Below are 15,693 nucleotides of genomic sequence, written 5' to 3'. Positions count from 1 at the left end.
TGGGAGCCAGTCTAGGTTAGATCGCGCAGCGAGAGAATCGCCGCGATACGTAAGTCATTCTTCCGTGAGGCGAACGAATGGTGAAGATGTGCTCAATCGGCGTCGGTAATGCGCCGGGCCTCCTCGAAGTACTCGCGTAGCCGGGGCGCGGCGAAATCGACGAAACTGCGCACCTTGGGCACCGAGAGGCGCCCGTGCGGCGTGACGAGATTCGCCGGCAGCGGCCCATGCTCGCTGTCGCGCAGGACGATCCGGAGCCGGCCCGCCTCGACCTCTTCGGCCACGTGATAGGAAAAGAGCCGCGTGACGCCATGCCCCGCCACGGCCGAAGCCCGCGCCGCGCGTATGGTATTCACGATGAAGCGCGGCGAGAATTGCACGACCTGGGGCAGCGCGGTCTGACGCGCCGCCGGGAAGCTCCACGAGTCGAGCCCGAAATGCGTCATCGAGATGATCGGGTGGCTCGCGAGATCGGCGGGCGTCTCGATAGCCGGATGCGTGGCGAGATAGTCGGGCGAGGCGACCACCACGCGCCGCACCTCGCCCACCGGGATGGCGACGAGCGTCGAATCCTGCAGATGCGCAATGCGCAACGCCACGTCGATGCCCTCGTCGATGAGGTTCGCGGGCCGGTCGAGCAGGTGCAGACGGATCGACACCTCGGGGTTGCGGTCGATGAACGCCTCGATCATCGGGCGCAGCACTTCTTCGCCCACGGCCACCGCCGCCGTGACGCCCAGCAGCCCGCGCGGCGCGGAGCGTTCGTCGGCGGCGAGCAGGTCGGCTTCCTCGAGATCGGCGAGAATGCGCCGGCATGCCAGCGCATAGCGCTCGCCCGCCTCGCTCAGGCGGATCGTGCGCGTGGTGCGGTACAGCAGCGCCGTGCCGGTGTGCTCCTCGAGGAACGCAATGGCCCGGCTCACCGCGGCGGGCGAGCGGCCCAGCCGGCGGCCCGCGCCCGCGAGACTTCCCTCGTCGAGCGTGGCGACGAAAACCTTCATGGCGTCGATTCGGTCCATTGCGCGTTCTGGCTTGCGGTCGCTTCGCTCTGTGAATTCCGCGTCGATCTTAGCGGATATCGCGCAGGCGTTAAAATCGGCGCTTCCACTTTTGCGGCAATCGATCACTCATGAAGTGTCCTACCCTCTCGCCGGTCCTCGCTGCCTTCGCTGCCATGGCGCTGGTCGCAACGCCCGCCCTTGCCCAGACGTCGTCGGGCGATCCGAATTCGAAGCGCGACTGCGCGATCGGTTATGTGACGGGCGTGGCAGGCTCGGCGCAAAGCGTGCGCGACTATCTGGCCACGCCCGACCGCGACCGCATTCGCTACCTCAAGGACAACGAGATTCAATGCAAGATCGCCGACGACGACAGCCACGCGTCCGGCTGCACCGGCGTCACGCTATTGAAGAACGAGAAGGTGAGCGTGTACGACGATAGCGACCCCGCCACCACCGCCATCGTCGTGCGCGTCGAACTCGATCGCGGCACCTACCCGGTGATCATCGTCGCGCCCAAAAACGAGGTGAGGTGCGACGAGTGAGCGGAACGTAGTTAGCCTGGCAGTTAACGCGCGCTGCGCTCGCACGCCGCGATTTCCGCCTCAGTCACGCCCGCCATGCGCGCGGCATCGACGATCTGCGACCAGCTCGTCGCATCCACGGGAATGCCCTGCGCTTCGCGCTGCCGCCGCGTCGCGTCCTCGCGCTCGCCGGGCAGCAGGATCTCGTCGACACCCGCTGCGCGCCGCGTGGCCTTCAGCCATTCCACGAACGCGAGCGCTTCGTGCTCGCGCGAGGGCGCGTCGAACGCCGCCGGATCGACGATCACCGACGTCATGCAATTGACGATCGCGTGCGTGGAGACGATGGTTTGCTCGCGCGTGGTGAAGCCGCCCGAGAGCGCGCCCGCCAGAATTTCGCACATCGCGGCGAGCCCCGAACCCTTATGGCCCGCCACCGCGCCGCCGAAAGCGCGCAGCGCACCGTGCTGCGTATCGCTGAACAGCGCGCCCGGATCGCGCGTGGGGCGGCCATCGCTGTCGATCAGGGCGTCGGCTGGCACATCCACGCCCTTGTTGTAGGCCACGCGCACTTTCCCCGCGGCAATCGCGCTCGTGGCGAAGTCGAGCACCAGCGGCGAGCGCCCCTCGAGCGGAAACGCCGCGCAAAACGGATTGGTGCCGAAGCGCCGGTCGATGCCGCCGAACGGCGCGACGAGCGGATCGCCCGCGACGTTGACGAAGTGGAACGACACGAGCCCGGCGCGCGCGCATTGCTCCGCCCAGTGCCCGATACGTCCGATGTGATGCGCGTTGCGCAGGCCGAGTGCACACACGCCGAGCGATTTCGCGCGCTCGATGCCGTGTTCCATCGCCTCGAACGCCGTGACTTGCCCGAAACCGCGCCCGCCTTCGATCGTGAGCACCGCGCCCGCGTCGCGCGCGACCTGCGCGTGCGCGTTCAGTTTGAGCTCGCCTTCGCGGCACGACAGCATATAGCGCGGAATCATGCCCACGCCGTGCGAGTCGTGCCCGGCGAGATTGGCTTCGACGAGATGATCGGCAACCAGCGTCGCCTCGCGCGCCTCGCTGCCGGCCGCGCGCCAGCTGGCGACGACGAAGGCGTGCAGCGCACGAGCCTCGATAACGACTTCTGAACCTTTTGCAGCAGCGGCATTCGACATGTACGTGACCCTGTGTATGGCAGCGGAGTAAGAGGCCGCGCCTTCGTGGTTACGTGCTTACGTGCGCGGCGCGTAAGCCGGTTGGTCGACGCGGCTGGCCTCGGGAGCCTCAAGCGGCTCGACGCGTCCGACAATCACAAGATAGCTCACCGCGCCGAGCACGCAAAACCCACCGGCGACCACGAGCGGAATCGTGAACGAGCCGCGCGTGAGCTGCAGCATCACGCCGGTAAACGTCGTCAACGCGATGCCTGCGAGATTCGACGCGAAGTTCTGAATGCCCGCCAGCGAAGCGACATGCCGCGGCGTGGGCGCGACGTCGGCAGGCAGCGACCATATGCTGGCCGCCGCAGCCGCGAGGCTCCCATAAGCAATCGCGAAGAGTGCGAGCATTACATAGATATCCTGAACAACGCCGGTTAGCGTGATCACGGACGAAAGCAGCATGCCGCCGACGATGCACGTCTTGCGCGCAGCCGTCAGGCTCCAGCCGCGCTTCACGAGTGCATCGGAAAGCCAGCCGCCCAGCCAGCCGCCCGGTATCGAGGCGATGGCGGGCAAAGTGCCGAGCGTACCGAGCGACTTGAGCGAGAAACCGCGCGCCTCGACGAGATAGCTCGGGAACCACGTAATGAAGAAGTAAATGACGAAGTTCAGGCAGAAGAAGCCGAGCATCATGCCCCACACGGTGCGGTAGCGGAACAGGCCGCTCCAGCGTATCGAGGCGGCGGCCGGCGCGGGGGCGCGCGGCTTGTCGAGTGCGGCCCGCGCCTCGGGTTCCCGGTACATCACGATCCAGCCCAGGATCCACACGAGCCCGAGCGCGCCGGTAATCACGAACGACGCCTTCCAGCCCCACGCGGCCATGATGGCGGCCACGAGCGGCAGCGAGAGTGCGGAGCCCACGCGCGAGCCGCTGTCGAAGATGCTCGTGGCGAGCGCGCGTTCATCGCGCGAGAACCATTGGCTCACGAGCTTCGCGCACGACGGATACGCCCCCGCCTCGCCCACGCCGAGCATGAGCCGGCAGCCGAACATCGCCGCGAAGCCGCCCGCCACCGCGGTGGCCGCGGTGAACACCGACCACCAGCCCACGGCGAACGGCAATGCGATGCGCGCGCCGGCCCGGTCGACGAACCAGCCAAACGGCAGTTGCATCACGGCGTAAGTCCAGAAGAAGCCGCTGAGCAGCAGCCCCATGGCGGCAGGACCAATGCCGAGGTCCTTCATGATGTGCGGCGCCGCAACCGCGAGATTGGCGCGGTCGATGTAGTTGACCGCTATCGCCAGAAAACAGAAGAAAATGACCAGCCAGCGCGATTTTTCCTTCATCGAAAGCACTCCTTCTGAATGTGGCGTCGTCTCCTCCTCGAGTTGCGGCGCCTGTCCGAGTCGCTCCTGCTCTACATGACCGCCCCCAAATGCCAGGGTACGAATTCGTTCTGGCCGTAACCGTGCAGCTCGCTCTTCGTGCGCTGCCCGGAGGCCGTCGCGAGCATCAGCTCGAAGATCGCAGCACCGGCCTCGTCCACGCTTTGCTCGCCGTCCAGAATGCGGCCGCAGTTCAGGTCGATGTCTTCTTCCTGGCGTCGCCACAGCGCGCTGTTGGTGCCGAGCTTGAGCGACGGCGAAGGCGCGCAGCCGTAGGCCGAGCCGCGGCCCGTCGTGAAGCAGATCAGGTTGGCGCCGCCCGCCACCTGGCCTGTGGCGGACACCGGGTCGTAGCCCGGCGTATCCATGAACACGAGACCCTGGGCGCGCACGGGCTGCGCGTATTCGTAGGTTTCGACGAGCCGCGTCGTCCCGCCTTTCGCCACCGCGCCGAGCGACTTTTCGAGAATGGTCGTGAGGCCGCCCGCCTTGTTGCCGGCAGACGGGTTGTTGTTCATGTTGGCTTCCATGCGCGCACAATACGCTTCCCACCAGCGAATGCGCGCCACCAGCTTTTCACCCACCTCGCGCGACACCGCGCGCCGCGTGAGCAGATGCTCGGCGCCGTAGATTTCGGGCGTTTCGGAGAGGATCGCCGTGCCGCCGTGCATGACGAGCCGGTCCACGGCCGCGCCGAGCGCCGGGTTCGCGGAAATGCCGGAATAGCCGTCCGAGCCGCCGCACTGCAAGCCGACCATGAGGTGACGCGCATCGACCGGCTCGCGCGTCACGCGGTTCGCATCGGCCAGCAGCGCACGCACCTGTTCGATGCCCGCTGCCACCGTGCGCGCGGTGCCGCCCGTCTGCTGGATCGTCATGGTCGAGAGGCGCGTACTGCGCTCGAGTTGTTCCGCTTCCACGAGACCGTCGATCTGATTCGTCTCGCAGCCGAGCCCGACGATCAGCACGGCGTAAAAGTTGGGGTGCCGCGCATAACCCGCGAGCGTGCGGCGCAACACCGTGATCGGCTCGCCCTCGGCCGCTAGCGCACAGCCTTCGCCGTGCGTGAGCGCCACCACGCCATCCACGTTGGGGAACGCTTCCAGCGCTTCGGGGTGGATGTCGCGGCGAAAGTGATCGGCAATCGCGCGCGCGACCGTGGCCGAGCAGTTCACAGACGTCAGGATGCCTATGTAATTACGCGTCGCGACGCGACCATCCGCGCGCCGAATGCCGAGAAACGTGGCCGGTTGCGCAGCGGCGGGCGTGTCGTGCGCGTCCACGCCGAAGGCGTAGTCGCGCTCGAAATCGCCCATCGAGAGATTCTGCGTATGCACGTGTTCGCCGCAGCGAATCGGCCGGCTCGCAAAGCCGATGATCTGCCCGTAGCGACGCACCGGCTCTCCTGGCTCGATGTCGCGCAGCGCGACCTTGTGGCCCGGCGGAATCATGCCCGCGACCGTTTGGTCGCCATAGAGTGCCGAGCCAGGCATCAACTGCCCGCGCGCGATGGCAACGTCGTCGCGCCGATCGAGGAGAATGAGCGCGGACGAAAGCGAGGCGGAGTCGAGAAGTGTCATAGCCGGTCTCCGTAAGCAGCGCCGCGCACGCCAACGTAAAGCGAGTACAGCGACGTGCTGGCTGCAATGAATAGGCGATTGCGATTCGGGCCGCCGAACACGAGATTCGCGACCGTCTCCGGCACGAGAATCTTGCCGAGCAGCGTGCCATCGGGCGCATAGCAGTGGATGCCGTCGCCCGCGCTCGTCCAGACGTTGCCATGCTCGTCCACGCGCATGCCGTCCGGCACCCCAGGCGAAACGTCCGCGAATAACCGCCCGTTGTGCAACCCGCCGTGCGGATCCACGTCGAATACGCGGATGTGATGCGGGCCGTTCTCGATATGCGACGCGCCCGAGTCGGCCACATAGAGCCGCAATTCATCGGGCGAGAAGGCGAGCCCGTTGGGCTTCATGAAGTCGTCGGCCATGCGCTGCACCACGCCCGTATCGGGCGCCACGCGATACACATGGCATGCGCCGATCTCGCTCGGCGCGCGAAAGCCCTCGTAGTCGCCGAGAATGCCGTAGTCGGGGTCGGTGAACCAGATCGAGCCGTCCGAATGCACGATCACGTCGTTGGGAGAATTCAGCCGATGACCTTCGTAGCGGTCGGCAATGACGGTGATGCGCCCGTCGTGCTCCGTGCGCGTGACGCGTCGCGTGCCGTGCTCGCAGGTCACGAGCCGGCATTCGCGGTCGAGCGTGTTGCCATTGCTGAAATTCGAGTTCGCGCGGAACACGCCCGTGCCGATGCCGGGCACCCAGCGCATCATCCGGTTGTTGGGAATGTCGCTCCAGACAAGAAAGTCGCCGGCGGGAAACCACACCGGTCCTTCCGCCCACATGCAGCCGCCCGCGAGCTTCTCGAACTGCGCGTTGGGCTGCAGCAGCATGCGAAAGCGCGCATCGTGGATTTCGTATTCGTGGGGATTCATCGTTCCGGCCTCGTACCGTCAGGGTCAGGTCACGGCGACGCGCGTGACCCGTCGCTCACTGCCGCGCCGGTTTATTAAATACTAGTTGAATAGGCCTGTGAAGATTTTCTTCAAGCGCCTGGAATGTGGTTTACCCGTGTTTCCCCGCGAGCCTGTGTGGCGATCAGGTTTTGTCGAACACCTGGTCCAGGTCGTAAACGAGCAGGAACACGCAGCCCGTGTCGCTATGAAATCCTGCGTCGACGGTGCCCCGTTCGGCAATGCCCACGTATCCCGCAGTGAGCCGCCGGCCGTTTTGCACGGCCTCGCCTTCGAGCATGTAGATGAACTCGGGGCCCGTATGGCGGTGATCAGGGAACGTTGCCCCTGCAGCGAACCGGACCAGTTGCATCACGCGGCCATCTGCCTTGCCGAGGTTCTTCACCTCCACGCCTGGCGCGAAGCGGGAGGGCACCCATGGCAGGCTCGCTGAATCGATGCCTGAGAACCCAGGCGCGAGCGACGGGTCGTTTGCCATGACGGTGCCCTCGTGTGCGCGGGTGCGCGTTATTGCGCCTTCGCGTCGGCAGCGGCGAGCATGGCGTCGGCGATGCGAGACTCGCCGCTCGATTTGAGCGCGTCGCCCGCGCCGCGAATATCGCGCTCTTCCTTGTTCTGGCTGAGCTTGCTCTTGCCGACCAGACGCGTGATCTCGATCTCCACGCCGACGATCGCCTTGACGAGCGTGTCCGTGTAGTCCTTGGGCGCATCGGCCATCTTCCAGGGCGTGGGCTGCGTGGCTTCGTGCGTGCGCGTCAGGCGGCCAATCACGCCGCGCACGTAGCGCTCGTCGTCGAGAATCTTGATGCGCCCGTGAGCATGGACCACGACGTAATTCCAGGTCGGCACCTGCTTGTGCGCCTCGTGCTTGCTCGGATACCAGTTCGGTGAAATATACGCGTCGCCCGCGCGAAAGATCACGAGCACGTCGTCGCCGTTCGCCACGTCCTGCCAAACCGGGTTGGCCCGCGCGACGTGCGCACGCAGCACGCCCAACTCGCCCTCGCCCGCCGCGAGTTCAAAGGGGATGTGATTGGCATCGAGCCCGCTTTTGCCCTGCGTGACCAACGTGCCGAACGGATGTTGGGCGATGCAATCGTGCAGAACGTCTTTGCGGTTTTCGGCGAAATGGGCTGGTACGTACATGCGTTTGTCCCTGCTCGTAAGGTGATGGGCGAGCGCGGCCGCAGCCGCCACAAACCCGAGTCTGCCGCAAAAGTGGTTTATTCTATAGATCCAGTTTATTCATATCCCAGTGAACCAGAATCATGCCCAGAACCGCGCAGGCCGCCGAGATGCCATCGTTCGGCACGCTGGACCGGGAGGCCGGCAATCTCAGCCGCCAGGTCGCAGAGGCGCTGCGCGAAGCGGTGCGCAAAGGCGATCTGCGGCCCGCCGATGCGCTGCCTTCCACTCGCGCGCTCGCCGCTTCGCTCCGGGTCGCGCGCGGTACGGTGGTCGAGGCCTACGAACAGCTGATAGCCGAAGGCTTTCTTGAATCGAAAGCCGGGGCAGGTACCCGCGTGGCGCTCGCACTGGCGGAGCCGCCCGCGCGCGAGCCCCGCGTGGCTTCATCGCAGGCGGCGCAAGCCGGGCTGCCGGAGCGCGCCGAAGCGTTCGCCAGGATCGGACGCGAGTTCAAGCCGCTTCCTCCAGTACCGTTTGCCATATCGGTGCCAACGGGTATGACCGCCCCCGGCGACGTCTGGCGCCGGCTCGGCAACCGTCTGCGCGCGCGGGGCCCCGCCTCGCCGACCGGCTATGCCGACCCGCTGGGCGCCCTGGCGCTGCGCGAAGCGATTGCCGATTATGTGCGCAAGTCCCGCTCGGTGCGCTGCGAAGCGGATCAGGTCATCGTGACGAGCGGCACCCAGCAGGGGCTCTTTCTCGCAAGCCAGGTGCTGCTGGGGCCGCGCGACCAGGCGTTGGTCGAGAACCCGGCCTATCGTGGCGTCACCGCCATCCTCGAAAGCCTGCCCTACCGCGACGCCATGGTGCGCGTGCCCGTGGACGCCGAGGGTCTCGACGTCGAGGCCGGCATTCGCATGGCTCCGAAGGCGCGCGTGGCGTTCGTCACGCCTTCGCATCAATATCCGCTCGGCATGCCGCTGAGCATGGCGCGGCGCGCGGCGTTGCTCGCCTGGGCGCGCTCGGCCCATGGCTGGGTCGTCGAAGACGACTACGACAGCGAACTGCGCTACGAGGGCTCTCCGTTTCCGGCGCTTCAGGGCCTCGCGCCCGATCGCGTGGTGTATCTCGGCACCTTCAGCAAGATCTTGTTTCCGTCACTGCGGCTTGGCTACGTCGTCGTGCCGCCCAGCCTCGTAGATGCGTTCTGCGGCGCGCGCGTGCTCATGGACCGCCATCCGCCGACGGCCGATCAACACGTGCTCGCCGCCTTCATGACCGAGGGGCACCTCGAGCGACACGTCCGCAAGGTGCGCAACGTCTATGCCGAGCAGCGGCTCAGCCTGATCGAAACGCTCGAAGCGCTTTTGCCCCGTGAACTCGCGTGGATCGAGCCTGGCGATCAGGGCATGCATCTCGTGCTCTGGCTCGCCGCGAGGCTGGACGATCACGAAATCGTGCGGCTTGCAGCGAACGAGGGTATCGCGGTGCGCGCAGCGTCGCCGATGTTCGCCGCGGGCACCGCACGCCCAGGGCTCATCCTGGGTTTTGGCGGCTTTATCAGCGCGCAAATGAAAGCGGCCGCGGAGCGCCTCGCCGCCGTGATCGCCACGGCGGCGACATGAAGCATCGCTAAGCGCTTCGGGCTACTGGATATCGCTGCGACTTGCTCAATTCGATAGCGAGGAAGTCGACGAAAGCCCGAATGCGCGTGGACAACTGGTGCCGCTGCGCATACACGGCGTAGATATCCGCACCGGGCGTTTCATACTCGGGCAGCACGACCACGAGCCGCCCGTCCGCCAGATACTCGTTGATGTCCCATTCCGCGCGCATCAAAATGCCATGCCCGTCCAGCGCCCACTTCACGGCAATCTCGCCGTCGTTGGTCGTGAGATTGCCATTGATCCGGACGGCTTCCGATTTGCGCGCATTGCCGCGCTCGTGCGAAAGCCGCCACACGCCATAGGCTTCGTCGCCCTGACGAATGCTGATGCAGTTGTGCTTGACGAGGTCGTGCGGCGTGGCGGGCGTGCCCCGGCTCGCGAGATAGGCGGGCGAAGCGCAGAGCAAACGCCGGTTCGCTGCGAGACGCCGCGCGATCACGCGCGTATCGGGCGGCTCGCCGAAGCGGATGCAGACATCGTATGAATCTTCCGTGAGCGGCGGCGGCATGACCGAAAGCTGAAGCTGCACGGAAACCTGTGGATACTGCGCGACGAAACGCGAAAGCGCGGGCCCGATATGGCTGCGCCCAAAGCCGAGCGTCGCGTTCACGCGCAGCAAGCCCTTGGGATGCTTCTTCGAGCCGCCCAGCAGCTCGCCCAGCTCGTCGATCTCGTCGAGAATGCGGCGCGCGTGCTCCAGGTACACCTCGCCCTCTGGCGTCAGCATCATGCGGCGGGTCGTGCGGTTCACGAGCGGCACGCCGGCGCGCTCCTCCATTTGCGCGAGCCGCTTGCTCACGGCGGCGGGCGTGAGGCCCAGTTCGCGCGCGGCGGCGCTCAGGCTGCCCGAGGAGGCGAGCGTCGAGAAAAAGCCAAGATCGGCGGGTAGAACGGTGTCGGTCACGGTCGCCACTTGTGAATTCAAGTTAAGGATGCTTTGAGTCTAGCACCGGTTTTTGAACCGGGAGTTCGGTAAAGTGAACCCACACTGGCCTCACTTCACAGGAACGAGACATGAAGACCTATCGCATCGCGACCATTCCCGGCGACGGCATCGGCAAGGAAGTCGTGCCCGCGGGCAAGGAAGTGCTGGAAGCGCTTGCGAAAACCACGCAGCGCTTCGCGTTCGAATTCGAAAACTTCGACTGGGGCGCCGACTACTACCGCCAGCACGGCGTGATGATGCCGGCCGACGGGCTCGACGCCATCCGCAACAAGGACGCCATTCTGTTCGGTTCCGCGGGCGACCCCGACGTGCCCGACCACATCACGCTCTGGGGCCTGCGCCTGAAGATCTGCCAGGGCCTCGATCAGTACGCGAACGTGCGCCCAACGCGCATCCTGCCCGGCATCGACGCGCCTCTGAAGCGCTGCAAGCCCGAAGACCTCAACTGGGTGATCGTGCGCGAGAACTCCGAAGGCGAGTATTCGGGTGTGGGCGGCCGCGTGCACCAGGGGCATCCGCTCGAAGCCGCGACCGATGTCTCGATTCTCACGCGCGCCGGGGTCGAGCGCATCCTGCGCTTTGCGTTCCGCCTCGCGCAGTCGCGCCCGCGCAAGCTGCTCACGGTCATCACCAAAAGCAACGCGCAACGCCATGCCATGGTGATGTGGGACGAGATCGCGCAACAGATCTCGAAGGAGTTCCCGGACGTGAAGTGGGACAAGGAACTGGTGGACGCCGCCACGGCGCGCATGGTCAACCGCCCGGCTTCGCTCGATACGATCGTCGCGACCAACCTGCACGCGGATATTCTCAGCGACCTCGCCGCCGCGCTCGCGGGCAGCCTGGGCATCGCGCCGACCGGCAACATCGACCCCGAGCGGCGTTATCCGTCGATGTTCGAGCCGATCCACGGTTCGGCCTTCGACATCATGGGCAAGGGACTGGCGAATCCGATCGGCACGTTCTGGTCGGTCGCGATGCTGCTCGAGCACCTCGGCGAGACCGAAGCCGCCGCTCATGTGATGCAGGCCATCGAGACCGTGACCGCGAACCCCGCGCTGCACACCGGCGACCTGGGCGGCAAGGCGACCACGGCGCAGGTCACGGCCGCGGTGTGCGAACTCGTCGAGAAGGCGGCCGTCGCTGCCTGAGCGCTAGCGCGCCGTTAAAAAAGCAGACACGGGGGCGCGTGACACCAAAAATACCCGCATGCCCCCGCCGAACCCTCCAGGGAGGAGACACGTGAATTCGGATACCGAAGCAATCGTCACGCGCAAGCTCATGTGGCGCATCATCCCGTTCGTCATGCTGCTCTATTTCGTGAGCTTTCTCGACCGGGTCAACGTGGGCTTCGCGGCAATGACGATGAACAAGGCGATCGGCCTCTCGCCCACGGCGTTCGGCCTCGGCGGCGGCCTCTTCTTCATCGGCTACTTTCTGTTCGAAGTGCCTTCGAATCTCATCTTGCACCGCGTCGGCGCGCGCATCTGGATCGCGCGCGTCATGGTCACGTGGGGCATCGTTTCGGCGGCGTCCGCCTTTGTGACCGGCCCCACCAGTTTCTATGCGCTGCGCTTTTTGCTCGGCGTAGCGGAGGCGGGCTTTTTCCCCGGCATCATCCTTTACCTGAGCCTCTGGTTCCCGACGAAGCAACGCGCGGCAGCCGCGGCGTGGTTCATGGCGGCGGCGCCGATTTCGACGGCGCTCGGTTCGCCGATTTCCGGCGCGCTCATGCAATTGCCGACCCTGTTCGGGCTCGCCAACTGGCAGCTGCTCTACGTGATCGAAGCGGTTCCCGCTGTGCTGCTCGGTTTCGTGGTCCTGAAAGTTCTCACCGATGCGCCTTCGAAAGCACACTGGCTGAAGCCGCAAGAACGCGACTGGCTCATGGCAAAGCTCGCCGACGAAGCGAGAACGCGCGAAGGCCACGCAGGCCACACAGCCGGGGCGCTGAGCGCCCTGCGCGACCCGCGCGTGCTGGCGCTCGCGCTGATCTACTTCGGCACCTCGGCCGGCCTGTACACGCTGGGCCTGTGGGCGCCGCTCATCATCCGGCAATATGGCTTCAGCGCGCTCGAAACCGGGCTGCTGAACGCGATTCCGAGCATCGTGGCGGTCGTCGCCATGATTCTCTGGGCGCGGCACTCCGACCGCACCGCAGAGCGCACCTGGCACGTCGTGATTCCCTGCGTGCTCGCATGCGTGGGCTTCCTCTTCGCGGGGCAGGCCAGCACCGCGCTGATGATCGTGCTGGCGCTCGTGGTGGTCAATGTCGGCATCAGCGCCGCCAAGGCGCCGCTCTGGGCCATGCCCAGCATGTTCCTCTCCGGCGCCGGGGCCGCAGCGGGCATCGCCATGATCAATTCGATCGGCAACCTCGGCGGGTTCGTCGGGCCCGCCGTGATCGGATGGCTGAAAACCCAGACCGGGAGTTATGCCGCGGGCTTGTACGTCGTTGGCGCGACGCTCGCGCTTTCCGCGGTCGTGACGTTGATGCTGAGCCGCAAGGCGAGCCAGCCGGTGATGGCGCAGGTAAGGCACGATCACTGAAAGCAGGCAGGCCCTTGCGCGGGCATCGGCCGAGTTTTGCCGATTCTGGCGCACGTTGAGTGCGCTTGCACTATGTGCGCTAGCGCACGGAGCAGGCCGCGCGGAGTCACTATCCTCGCCGGGTGCCCGAGAGACCCGGCGCGAGCCCTCACGTTCGTTTCGCCAAACGGTATCGCCAGTGCGTAGCCAAGCCATCCAATATGCCTTGCTTCTCGCCTGCGGGTGCCCGCCAGCCTTCGATGCGCACGCAGCCGATGCAATTGGCATAGTCAAGACGATCAAAGGCTCGGTGCATATCGAGCGTGCGAGTCAGCCGGTCGGCGTCGCGGTCGGCAGCGAGGTGTTCGCGAGCGACCGCGTCCTGACCGGCCCCGCGTCTTCCGTCGGCATCACCCTGCGCGACGACACGCTGCTGACCGAGGGCGCCAACTCCGTTCTCGATCTCAACAAGTTCGCATTCGACACCACCACCTACGACGGCGCGCTCGACGTGAGCATCAAGCGCGGCTCGCTCGCCGTGGTCGACGGCAAGCTCGCAAAGGCCAATCCGGAAGCCGTGCGCTACAGCACGCCCACCACCACACTCGGCGTACGCGGCACGGAGTTCATCATCGAGGTGGGAGGAAGCGGGGAGACCGATCATTGAAGACGACGAACGCCGCACACTGCCTGCCGCAATGCATGGCGCTCACGCTGTGCGCGTGCCTCTGCGCGTGCAGCACGCCCGACAAGATCACGCTCCTGCCCAACCCGGACGGCAGCGTCGGCAACGTGATCGTGCATAACGGCGGCAAGACGCAAGTCATCAATAAGGCCTACACGCGCGCCGATGTTTCGAAAAGCGGTGCGATCGAGCAAACCGCCGGCAACAAAGCCGCGGTGGATGCCCAGTACGGCGACCTGCTGGCCGCAGAGCCGCCCAGGCCCCGAACGTTCACGATCAACTTCGTATTCGACTCCGCCACGCAGCTTGCGCCCGAGTCCGCGGCCACCGTCGCCGAGTTGAAAAAGGTATTGGCGAACTGGCCCGCGCCTCACCTCACGGTGGTCGGCCACACCGATATGGCAGGCTCCCAGGAGTTCAACGACCGGCTTTCCATGCGCCGGGCGCAAAGCGTGGCGTCGTTTCTGGTCAAGTCAGGCATACCCGCGCAGCAGATCGAAGTTGCAGGCCGAGGCAAGCGCGAGCCGCTCGTCCATACCGCGGACGGCGTACCCAACCAGGCAAACCGTCGCGCGGTCATCACCGTTCAGTAATCCGTATCGATCCGCGATGCGCTTCATCGATCCCATGCCACCATGAAACGCTACCGCAACTCATGCATCGCCTTCCTCAGGCGCATGATCCGGGCGCGCAAAGGGCGCCCCTGGGCGCTTGCGGTGCTCTTGACGCTTCTGTTCATCAACCTGTGCAGCGAATGGCCCGGCGATATTGCGCGGCCGGCCTTGCTCGACACGCTCGATACCGTGTTGCCCGACACCTTCGGCTCGGCACGCCAGCTTCTTTTCGACCACTACCAGCGCCGCTTTCCTCGCGTGCCGACCACGCAGCCAGTGACCATCGTCGAGATCGACGACAAGACGCTCGAAACCTTCGGCCAATGGCCCTGGCCGCGCAATCGCCTCGCCGGGCTCGTCGATGCGATCGAGGCGAACAGACCGCTGGCGATCGGCCTCGACATCTACATGCCCGAGCCCGACCAGACCTCGCCTGGCATCGTGGCCGACAACCTGCCCGCCTCGGAGGCCGCGCTCGCTACGCAACTGCGCGCGCTGCCCAGCCATGAGCGCATTCTCGCGACCGCGTTGCGCGCATCGCCTTCGATTCTCGGCGCAGCAGCCTTCGACTACGCGACCTCCACGACGCGCACCGACATCCTGAGCGCCCCCGTGCTCGTGCACGGCCCGGACGCCCTCGCGAACGTTCACCGCTTCAATTACGTGCTCGCGAGCCTCCCCGAATTGCAGGGCGCCGCCCACGGCCAGGCCATGCTCAACGTTGCACAGGAACAGGGCACGGTACGGCGCATTCCGCTCGTGCTGGGTCTTGGCGACAAACTTGTGCCGAGCCTGCCCATCGAGATACTGCGCGTGGCCACCGGCTCGCCAGCCATCGAGGTGTTCGCGGGCCCATCCGGCGTGCGAGGCGTCGGCGTGGCGGATGTGCGGGTGCCCACGCAACCCGACGGCGATATCTGGCTGCATTTCGCCTCGATTGCGCGCACGCAGCAGCGTTATGTTTCCGCACGCGACGTTTTGCAAGGCGCGGTCGATGCGAGCCGCATCCGCAACAAGCTGATTCTCGTCGGCCTCACCGGCACGGGCCTCACCGACATGCGCACGACGGCGTTAGGCGAACTGGTGCCCGGCATCGAGATTCAGGCGCAGGTCATCGAAACGATTTTCGAGGGCAGATTCCTGCAGCGCCCGGACTGGCTGATCTGGTGTGAGACGGTTTTCATCCTCGCGCTCGGCCTGTTCTTCATCTGGTATGTGCCGCGCAACGATTCACGGCTTGCCGTCTTCATGCGCGCCGTGCCGAAGGCCTCCGCGATCATCGGCCTTACGCTGAACTTGTTGACGCTTTCGATTTGCTTCCTCGTATTCCGTTATTTCGGCTTCCTCGTCGATGCCGCATCGATCTTCATCATTCTTTCCGCGGTCATGGGCAGCTTCTTCACCATCTCCCTCATGGAGCCGGAAGCGCACAACGCATCCACCTCCGCCAAGACGCCCGGTTCGAGCGCGACGACCAACACTTAACGATTGCTTCGGTTGCCTGCATGGCTTCGACCTGGCAACCTCGGTGC

The 15,693-nt window shown here is 65.7% G+C and carries 15 protein-coding genes; 7 read left to right on the top strand and 8 right to left on the bottom strand.

The features are described 5' to 3' along the window. Window positions 1-92: 92 nt before the first annotated feature. Window positions 93-1,019: a LysR family transcriptional regulator gene (locus AB4Y43_RS25640; protein ID WP_368729058.1), complete on the bottom strand. Its 927-nt coding sequence runs from the start codon at window positions 1,017-1,019 to the stop codon at window positions 93-95. A gap of 110 nt (window positions 1,020-1,129) precedes the next feature. Between AB4Y43_RS25640 and AB4Y43_RS25635 the strand changes: the two genes are divergently transcribed. Further along, window positions 1,130-1,543, top strand: coding sequence for a hypothetical protein (locus AB4Y43_RS25635; RefSeq protein ID WP_368683629.1), 414 nt, complete (start codon window positions 1,130-1,132; stop codon window positions 1,541-1,543). 23 nt (window positions 1,544-1,566) lie between these two features. Here the strand turns inward: AB4Y43_RS25635 and AB4Y43_RS25630 are convergent, their stop codons facing one another. The 6 genes from AB4Y43_RS25630 to AB4Y43_RS25605 all read right to left on the bottom strand — a co-directional run bounded on the left by AB4Y43_RS25630 (window position 1,567) and on the right by AB4Y43_RS25605 (window position 7,738). After that, window positions 1,567-2,685, bottom strand: coding sequence for a malate/lactate/ureidoglycolate dehydrogenase (locus AB4Y43_RS25630; protein WP_368729057.1), 1,119 nt, complete (start codon window positions 2,683-2,685; stop codon window positions 1,567-1,569). Between the two features lie 57 nt (window positions 2,686-2,742). Further along, entirely contained in the window at window positions 2,743-4,017 is a 1,275-nt protein-coding gene (locus AB4Y43_RS25625; RefSeq protein ID WP_069266969.1) for an MFS transporter, read from the bottom strand. A 71-nt stretch (window positions 4,018-4,088) separates the two neighbouring features. Continuing rightward, window positions 4,089-5,636: a UxaA family hydrolase gene (locus AB4Y43_RS25620; RefSeq protein ID WP_368729056.1), complete on the bottom strand. Its 1,548-nt coding sequence runs from the start codon at window positions 5,634-5,636 to the stop codon at window positions 4,089-4,091. Next, complete coding sequence (locus tag AB4Y43_RS25615; RefSeq protein WP_368729055.1) at window positions 5,633-6,553, bottom strand: SMP-30/gluconolactonase/LRE family protein; 921 nt, start codon at window positions 6,551-6,553, stop codon at window positions 5,633-5,635. The genes AB4Y43_RS25620 and AB4Y43_RS25615 overlap by 4 nt, the downstream gene beginning before the upstream one ends. 163 nt (window positions 6,554-6,716) lie before the next feature. Beyond that, complete coding sequence (locus AB4Y43_RS25610) at window positions 6,717-7,070, bottom strand: cupin domain-containing protein (RefSeq protein ID WP_368729054.1); 354 nt, start codon at window positions 7,068-7,070, stop codon at window positions 6,717-6,719. Window positions 7,071-7,099: 29 nt separating this feature from the next. Continuing rightward, complete coding sequence (locus AB4Y43_RS25605; RefSeq protein WP_368729053.1) at window positions 7,100-7,738, bottom strand: FMN-binding negative transcriptional regulator; 639 nt, start codon at window positions 7,736-7,738, stop codon at window positions 7,100-7,102. Between the two features lie 122 nt (window positions 7,739-7,860). Here AB4Y43_RS25605 and AB4Y43_RS25600 point away from each other — a divergent pair, with 122 nt between their 5' ends. Beyond that, entirely contained in the window at window positions 7,861-9,345 is a 1,485-nt protein-coding gene (locus tag AB4Y43_RS25600; RefSeq protein ID WP_368729052.1) for a PLP-dependent aminotransferase family protein, read from the top strand. Between the two features lie 7 nt (window positions 9,346-9,352). Here AB4Y43_RS25600 and AB4Y43_RS25595 read toward each other — a convergent pair whose 3' ends face one another. Further along, on the bottom strand, window positions 9,353-10,291 hold the full coding sequence (locus AB4Y43_RS25595; protein ID WP_069267051.1) for a LysR family transcriptional regulator: 939 nt from the start codon (window positions 10,289-10,291) through the stop codon (window positions 9,353-9,355). Window positions 10,292-10,401: 110 nt separating this feature from the next. Here AB4Y43_RS25595 and AB4Y43_RS25590 point away from each other — a divergent pair, with 110 nt between their 5' ends. From AB4Y43_RS25590 to AB4Y43_RS25570, 5 genes are all read left to right on the top strand, one after another. After that, window positions 10,402-11,484, top strand: coding sequence for a tartrate dehydrogenase (locus AB4Y43_RS25590; protein WP_368619200.1), 1,083 nt, complete (start codon window positions 10,402-10,404; stop codon window positions 11,482-11,484). 91 nt (window positions 11,485-11,575) lie between these two features. Continuing rightward, a complete protein-coding gene (locus tag AB4Y43_RS25585) occupies window positions 11,576-12,883 on the top strand; it encodes an MFS transporter (protein WP_368683621.1) in 1,308 nt (435 codons plus the stop codon). Between the two features lie 289 nt (window positions 12,884-13,172). Beyond that, a complete protein-coding gene (locus tag AB4Y43_RS25580; protein WP_368729051.1) occupies window positions 13,173-13,529 on the top strand; it encodes a FecR domain-containing protein in 357 nt (118 codons plus the stop codon). Next, window positions 13,526-14,140: an OmpA family protein gene (locus tag AB4Y43_RS25575; protein ID WP_256094906.1), complete on the top strand. Its 615-nt coding sequence runs from the start codon at window positions 13,526-13,528 to the stop codon at window positions 14,138-14,140. The genes AB4Y43_RS25580 and AB4Y43_RS25575 overlap by 4 nt, the downstream gene beginning before the upstream one ends. Window positions 14,141-14,182: 42 nt before the next feature. Beyond that, window positions 14,183-15,646: a CHASE2 domain-containing protein gene (locus tag AB4Y43_RS25570; RefSeq protein WP_368729050.1), complete on the top strand. Its 1,464-nt coding sequence runs from the start codon at window positions 14,183-14,185 to the stop codon at window positions 15,644-15,646. Window positions 15,647-15,693: the final 47 nt, after the last annotated feature.

This window comes from Paraburkholderia sp. BR10872 (assembly GCF_040965835.1).
In the GTDB taxonomy this organism is placed as follows: Bacteria; Pseudomonadota; Gammaproteobacteria; order Burkholderiales; family Burkholderiaceae; genus Paraburkholderia; species Paraburkholderia nodosa_A.
This window is presented reverse-complemented; position numbering and strand designations above follow the sequence as displayed.

What these genes read in the sequence shown, in the direction of transcription:
- AB4Y43_RS25600 (WP_368729052.1), top strand. Translation starts at nt 7,861, where the DNA reads ATGCCCAGAACCGCGCAGGCCGCCGAGATGCCATCGTTCGGCACGCTG.
- AB4Y43_RS25590 (WP_368619200.1), top strand. Translation starts at nt 10,402, where the DNA reads ATGAAGACCTATCGCATCGCGACCATTCCCGGCGACGGCATCGGCAAG.
- AB4Y43_RS25615 (WP_368729055.1), bottom strand. Translation starts at nt 6,553, where the DNA reads ATGAATCCCCACGAATACGAAATCCACGATGCGCGCTTTCGCATGCTG.
- AB4Y43_RS25570 (WP_368729050.1), top strand. Translation starts at nt 14,183, where the DNA reads ATGAAACGCTACCGCAACTCATGCATCGCCTTCCTCAGGCGCATGATC.
- AB4Y43_RS25610 (WP_368729054.1), bottom strand. Translation starts at nt 7,070, where the DNA reads ATGGCAAACGACCCGTCGCTCGCGCCTGGGTTCTCAGGCATCGATTCA.
- AB4Y43_RS25630 (WP_368729057.1), bottom strand. Translation starts at nt 2,685, where the DNA reads ATGTCGAATGCCGCTGCTGCAAAAGGTTCAGAAGTCGTTATCGAGGCT.
- AB4Y43_RS25605 (WP_368729053.1), bottom strand. Translation starts at nt 7,738, where the DNA reads ATGTACGTACCAGCCCATTTCGCCGAAAACCGCAAAGACGTTCTGCAC.
- AB4Y43_RS25625 (WP_069266969.1), bottom strand. Translation starts at nt 4,017, where the DNA reads ATGAAGGAAAAATCGCGCTGGCTGGTCATTTTCTTCTGTTTTCTGGCG.
- AB4Y43_RS25620 (WP_368729056.1), bottom strand. Translation starts at nt 5,636, where the DNA reads ATGACACTTCTCGACTCCGCCTCGCTTTCGTCCGCGCTCATTCTCCTC.
- AB4Y43_RS25635 (WP_368683629.1), top strand. Translation starts at nt 1,130, where the DNA reads ATGAAGTGTCCTACCCTCTCGCCGGTCCTCGCTGCCTTCGCTGCCATG.
- AB4Y43_RS25640 (WP_368729058.1), bottom strand. Translation starts at nt 1,019, where the DNA reads ATGGACCGAATCGACGCCATGAAGGTTTTCGTCGCCACGCTCGACGAG.